The 1,032-nt window shown below is 63.7% G+C and carries 1 protein-coding gene; it reads right to left on the bottom strand.

Annotated elements, in window-relative coordinates; translation table 11 throughout:
* Positions 1-1,032, bottom strand: a 1,032-nt coding sequence (locus ACYVDE_RS24045; RefSeq protein WP_460504049.1) for a protein-disulfide reductase DsbD family protein, incomplete at both ends; no start/stop codon positions are given.

Below are 1,032 nucleotides of genomic sequence, written 5' to 3'. Positions count from 1 at the left end.
TGCGGCAGGCGCGCTGGCGCCTTCGGCCGCGGCTACGGTGAAGTCGTGCTTGCTCTGGGGCGGCAGGTAGCCAGCCAGCAGTGGCAGCGGTGCGCCAAATAGGCCGGGCACCAGGTACACGGTGAAGGCGAAGGCCAGCACGGCCATCAGCAGGCGGCCCACGCTGAGGTGGTCGAGGGGCGAGTCGTGCGAGAGGCGGAACTTGCCCAGCAGGTAGAAGCCCAGCAGGGCCGAGAGCACAATCCAGAGCACGATGTACACATCGCGGTTGAGCAGGTGCCAGTGATAGGCCAGGTCGGCGGTGCTCAGAAATTTCAGGGCCAGCATCAGCTCGATGAAGCCGAGCACGACTTTCACGGTATTCAGCCAGCCGCCCGAGCGGGGCAGGCTTTTCAGCCACGAGGGGAAGATGGCAAACAGCGTAAACGGCAGCGCAAACGCCAGCGAGAAGCCCAGCATGCCCACAATGGGCTGAATACGCTCGCCCCGCGCGGCCATGCTCAGGATGCTGCCCACGATGGGCGCAGTGCACGAAAACGACACCACCACCAGCGTGAGGGCCATGAAGAAGATGCCGGCCCAGCCACCCTTGTCGGCCTGCGCATCCACGGAATTCACAATCTGGTGCGGCAGCGTGATTTCAAACAAGCCCAGAAACGAGAGGCCGAACACCACGAAGACGACGAAGAAAATCAGGTTGGGCAGCCAGTGCGTGGCAATGAGATTAGGGCCATCCTCACCCAGCAATACCGATACGAGCACGCCCATCAACACATAAATACCGATGATGCTGGCCCCATACACGAGGGCCTTGAAGATGCCGCGCTGGCGGCTGTCGTTGCCGCTGGTGAACAGCGAAACCGTCATGGGCACCATCGGGAACACGCAGGGCGTGATGAGCGCGGCCAACCCAAACGTGAAAGCCAGCAACGCAAAGGCCCACAGGCCACCAGCTTTGTTCACGGGGTCGGGGGCGAGGGCTACACTGGCCGCGGCGGGTGCAGGCGCAGCTTCGGCGGCAGGCGCGGCGGC

Source organism: Hymenobacter agri, from assembly GCF_054778495.1.
The sequence above is the reverse complement of the archived record's forward strand: the minus strand, read 5'-3'. Positions and strand labels throughout refer to the sequence as shown.